2 protein-coding genes and 1 pseudogene are annotated in these 4,330 nt (G+C 71.1%); 1 reads left to right on the top strand and 2 read right to left on the bottom strand.

Going from position 1 to position 4,330, the window contains the following annotated elements; translation table 11 throughout:
* Nucleotides 1-184, bottom strand: a pseudogene (locus LQV45_RS19140) (SdpI family protein); the annotation flags it as partial.
* A gap of 13 nt (nucleotides 185-197) precedes the next feature.
* Complete coding sequence (gene mfd, locus LQV45_RS19135; RefSeq protein ID WP_374208248.1) at nucleotides 198-3,794, bottom strand: transcription-repair coupling factor; 3,597 nt, start codon at nucleotides 3,792-3,794, stop codon at nucleotides 198-200.
* Nucleotides 3,795-3,844: 50 nt separating this feature from the next.
* Between mfd and LQV45_RS19130 the strand changes: the two genes are divergently transcribed.
* Nucleotides 3,845-4,330 (top strand): hypothetical protein (locus LQV45_RS19130; protein WP_230008376.1); only part of this gene is annotated, 486 nt, incomplete at its 3' end.

The following is a 4,330-nucleotide window of genomic DNA, read 5'->3' as shown; positions in this document are numbered from 1 at the left end:
AATCGGCCGCCCCGGCGCGATGCGCGGCGATCCAGGCGGCGTCGGACGCCTGAGTGGCGACGGTCCGGATGCCGATGAGGTCGTTGCGCGCGAGCGTTCCCGCCGCCGAGCGGCGCGCGGTCCAGAACGCGACCCCCGCCAGGGCGAGCATCGACACGCTGACGATGACGAGAGTGGGGATCACGGCATCCGTCCGATCACGCCGGCGCGGTCTCGGATTCCTTCGCCACCGGCAGGGGCCACAGCGCATCCAGCAGCTGACGCACCCACGCGATGAGGTTCCCGTCGACGGTGTCCGACGGGAGCGGGACGACCATCGCGTCGCCGTTCGCGACGAGCTTCGCCTTCGGATACAGGCGCTGCAGGCGCACGCGCATCGAGTCGGGGAGGTTCGCGGGAGCGATGCGGAGGTTCGAGCCCATCGCGACGACATCGGCGAGGCCCGCTTGCGCGGCACGGCGGCGCAGCCGCGCGACGGCGATGAGACCCTCCACCTCGGCCGGCGGCTCGCCGTACCGATCGCGGAGCTCGTCGACGACGAGGTCGATCGCGTCGTCCTTGGCGGTGGCGGATGCCGCGGCCGAGAGCTTCTGGTACGCCTCGAGCCGCAAGCGCTCGCTGTCGATGTAGGTCTCGGGCAGACGCGCATCCACGGGCAGCTCGAGCCGCAACTCGGTCGGCCCCTCGGTGTCTTCGCCGCGGAAGGTCGCCACGGCCTCGCCGATCATGCGCAGGTACAGGTCGAACCCGACGCCGGCGATGTGGCCGGCCTGCTCGGCGCCGAGCAGGTTTCCCGCACCGCGCAGCTCCAGGTCTTTCAGGGCCACCTGCATGCCGCTGCCGAGGTCGTTGTTGACCGCGATCGTCTCGAGACGGTCGGCGGCGGTCTCGGACAGCGGCTTCATCTCGTCGTACAGGAAGTACGCGTACGCGCGCTCGCGACCGCGGCCGACGCGTCCGCGCAACTGATGCAGCTGCGACAGACCGTATTTGTCGGCGCGATCGATGATGATCGTGTTCGCGTTGGCGATGTCGAGGCCCGTCTCGATGATCGTCGTCGACACGAGCACATCGGCCCGCCGCTCCCAGAAGTCGTCGACGACCTGCTCCAGGGCGTGCTCCCCCATCTGGCCGTGCGCGACGACGATGCGGGCCTCGGGCACGAGTTCGGCCAGGTGCGCGGCGACGCGCTGGATCGACGACACGCGGTTGTGCACGTAGAACACCTGACCCTCGCGCAGCAGCTCGCGCCGGATGGCCGCGGCGATCTGCTTGTCGTTGCGGGGGCCGACGTACGAGAGGATCGGATGCCGGTCCTCGGGCGGGGTGGCCAGGGTCGACATCTCGCGGATACCGGTGACGGCCATCTCGAGCGTGCGCGGGATGGGCGTGGCGCTCATCGCGAGAATGTCGACGTTGGTCTTGAGCTTCTTCAGCGAGTCCTTGTGCTCGACACCGAAGCGCTGCTCCTCGTCGATGATCATCAGGCCGAGGTCTTTGAAGATGACCTTCTCGGTGAGGATGCGGTGCGTGCCGATGACCATGTCGACCGTGCCGTCGGTGAGGCCCGCGAGGGTGGCCTTGGCCTCTTTGTCGGTCTGGAACCGCGAGAGCGGTCGCACGGTGACGGGGAAGCCGGCGAAACGCTCGGCGAAGGTCTCGAGGTGCTGCTTGACGAGGAGAGTCGTGGGCACGAGCATCGCGACCTGCTTGCCGTCCTGGATCGCCTTGAACGCCGCGCGCACCGCGACCTCGGTCTTTCCGAAACCGACGTCGCCCGAGAGCAGACGGTCCATCGGGATCGGCTTCTCCATGTCGGCCTTGATCTCGTCGATCGTCTGGAGCTGGTCGAGCGTCTCGGCGAACGGGAACGCCTCTTCGAGCTCACGCTGCCACGGGGTGTCCGGGCCGAAGGCGTACCCCTTGGATGCCATGCGCGCCGAGTACAGCTTCACCAGCTCGACCGCGATGTCGCGGACGGCCTTGCGGGCACGGCCCTTCGCCGCGGCCCAGTCGCCGCCGCCCATCTTGGACAGGGTCGGGGCCTCGCCGCCGACGTACTTGGACAGCAGGTCGAGCTGGTCGGTCGGGACGAACAGCTTGTCGCCCGGGTATCCGCGCTTGGACGGCGCGTACTCCAGGACCAGGTACTCCTTGGTCGTCTTCACGGCGTTGCGCCCGCCGCTGGAGACCTCGCGGCGGGTCAGTTCGAGGAACTTGCCGATGCCGTGCGTGGCGTGGACGACGACGTCACCGGGCTTGAGCTGCAGGGGGTCGACGACGTTGCGTCGCCGCGACGCGAGCTTCTTCACGCCGCGGTTGTCGCCGCCGACCGCGCGGCCGTAGAACTCCGTCTCGGTGATGACGGCGAACTTCGTCTCGGTCAGCTCGAAACCGCGCTCCAGCGGTGCGCACACCACGTGCGCGACACCGGGTTCGGGCGGGGACAGCACCGCGTCGACCCGGCGAGCCGCGATCCCGCGCTCGGCGAGGACGTCGCGCGCGCGGTCCACCAGACCGGGTCCGGATGCCGTCACGACCACGGACCACCCCTCGGCGAGCAGTCCGCCGACGTGGGCGGTGGCCCCGTCGACGTTGCCCTGGAAGGACGGCACCGGGTCGGCCTTCACCCGATGCGCGGAGTCGTCGCCGACCACGAGGCCCTCGGCCTCGGCATCCGCCGCTCCGGAGTCGAACGCGCTCAGGCGCCACCACACCCCGCCGCGGCCGCTGGCGATCTCGCGCAAGTCGTCGAGGGTGAGGAAGTCGCCCGCGCCCAGGTCGACCGGGGTGTCGGCACCGGCGGTGGCCGCCGACCACGCCGCCTCGAGGAACTCGCGGTTCGTGTCGCCCAGCGTCGTGGCACGCGCCAGCGAACGTTCCGGGTCGACCAGGGCGACGGCGGTCCCCCCGGGCAGGTAGTCCACGATCGTGGTGAGCCCGTCGATCAGCACCGGGATCAGCGACTCCATGCCCTCGGCAGGGATACCTTCGGCCATCTTCTCGAGCAACTGGCGCAGACCGGGGTAGCCGTCGCGCAGTTCGGCGGCCCGCGCGCGCACGGCGGGCGTCAGGAGCAGCTCGCGGCTCGGCACGAGCGAGACCTCGGACACCTCGCCGGGCAGCGAACGCTGGTCGGCGACCGAGAAGGCACGGATCTGATCGATCTCGTCACCGAAGAACTCGACGCGGTACGGGTGGTCGGCGACCGGCGGGAAGACGTCCAGGATGCCGCCGCGCACGGCGAACTCCCCCCGGCGCGAGACCATGTCGACGCGGTGATAGGCCAGTTCGACCAGACGCGCGGAGACCTCGTCGAGCTCGCTGCCGCGGCCCCCGACCCGCAAGTCGACCGGCTCGACGTCGCCGAGGCCCGGGGCCAGCGGCTGCAGCGCGCTGCGCACCGACGCAGTGACCACGAGCGGCGCGGCACCGTCCCACGCGGCGATCCGGCGCAGCACGTCGAGGCGACGCCCGACGGTCTCGGGACTCGGGCTCAAGCGCTCGTGCGGGAGCGTCTCCCACGCCGGGAAGTGCATGACCTGCGCGCCCGGGAGCACGGCATCCAGGGCGGGACCGAGCGACTCGGCGCGACGACCGGTCGGGGCGATCACCAGAACGGCGCCGGGCGAGCCCGCGGTGCGGCGGTGCTCGAGGAGAGCCGCGATGACGGGGGCGTCGAGCCCGTCGACGAGGGAGAGAGACAGATCGGAGGATGCCGCCGACGCGGCCTCCCGGTACGACTCAGCCTGCTCGAGGGCGCGCACGATCCCGGGAACTTTCACTCGACACATCCTACGCGGAGGCACCGACACCGGCTCCGAACGCCCCGTAGGGTGGCTTCATGACCTCGCCCCGCGTTTCCGGCGAGCCCTCGTTCGCGGCTCCCCACACGGCGCCGCCGGCCGGTACCTTCCTCACCGCTCCCCCGGACACGAAGCGGCGGCGTCCGCTGGGTGCGCTGGCCCTCCTCCTGTCGGTCCTCGCCGGGGTCGTGGCGTCCGCGATCGGCGGATTCGCCGCCTTCCGCGTCGCTCGAGGTGCCGGGGCGGAGTTCCTCGCCCGCGGAGGGCAGTCGGTGGACTGGCGAATCCTGTCGCCGGTGCGCGACCTCGTCCTGCTGGCGGAGGTGTGCTTCTGGGCCGGGACCGTCCTCGGCGTGACGGCGTTCGTGCTGGGGATCGTCGCGACCGCACGCGATCGCGGTCGCGGCGCGGGCATCGCGGCCATCGTCGTCTCGGCGCTCGGCCCGTTCTTCTTCGCGGCGCTGGTCTTCCTGGCCCTCACGGCGGGCGCGAGCACCTCCGTCGGCAGCGTCGGTTCTCCGGTC

The sequence above is a fragment of the Microbacterium sp. Bi128 genome (assembly GCF_918698205.1).
Note: the sequence above shows the minus strand (reverse complement) of the source record. Positions and strands in the feature narration are given on the sequence as shown.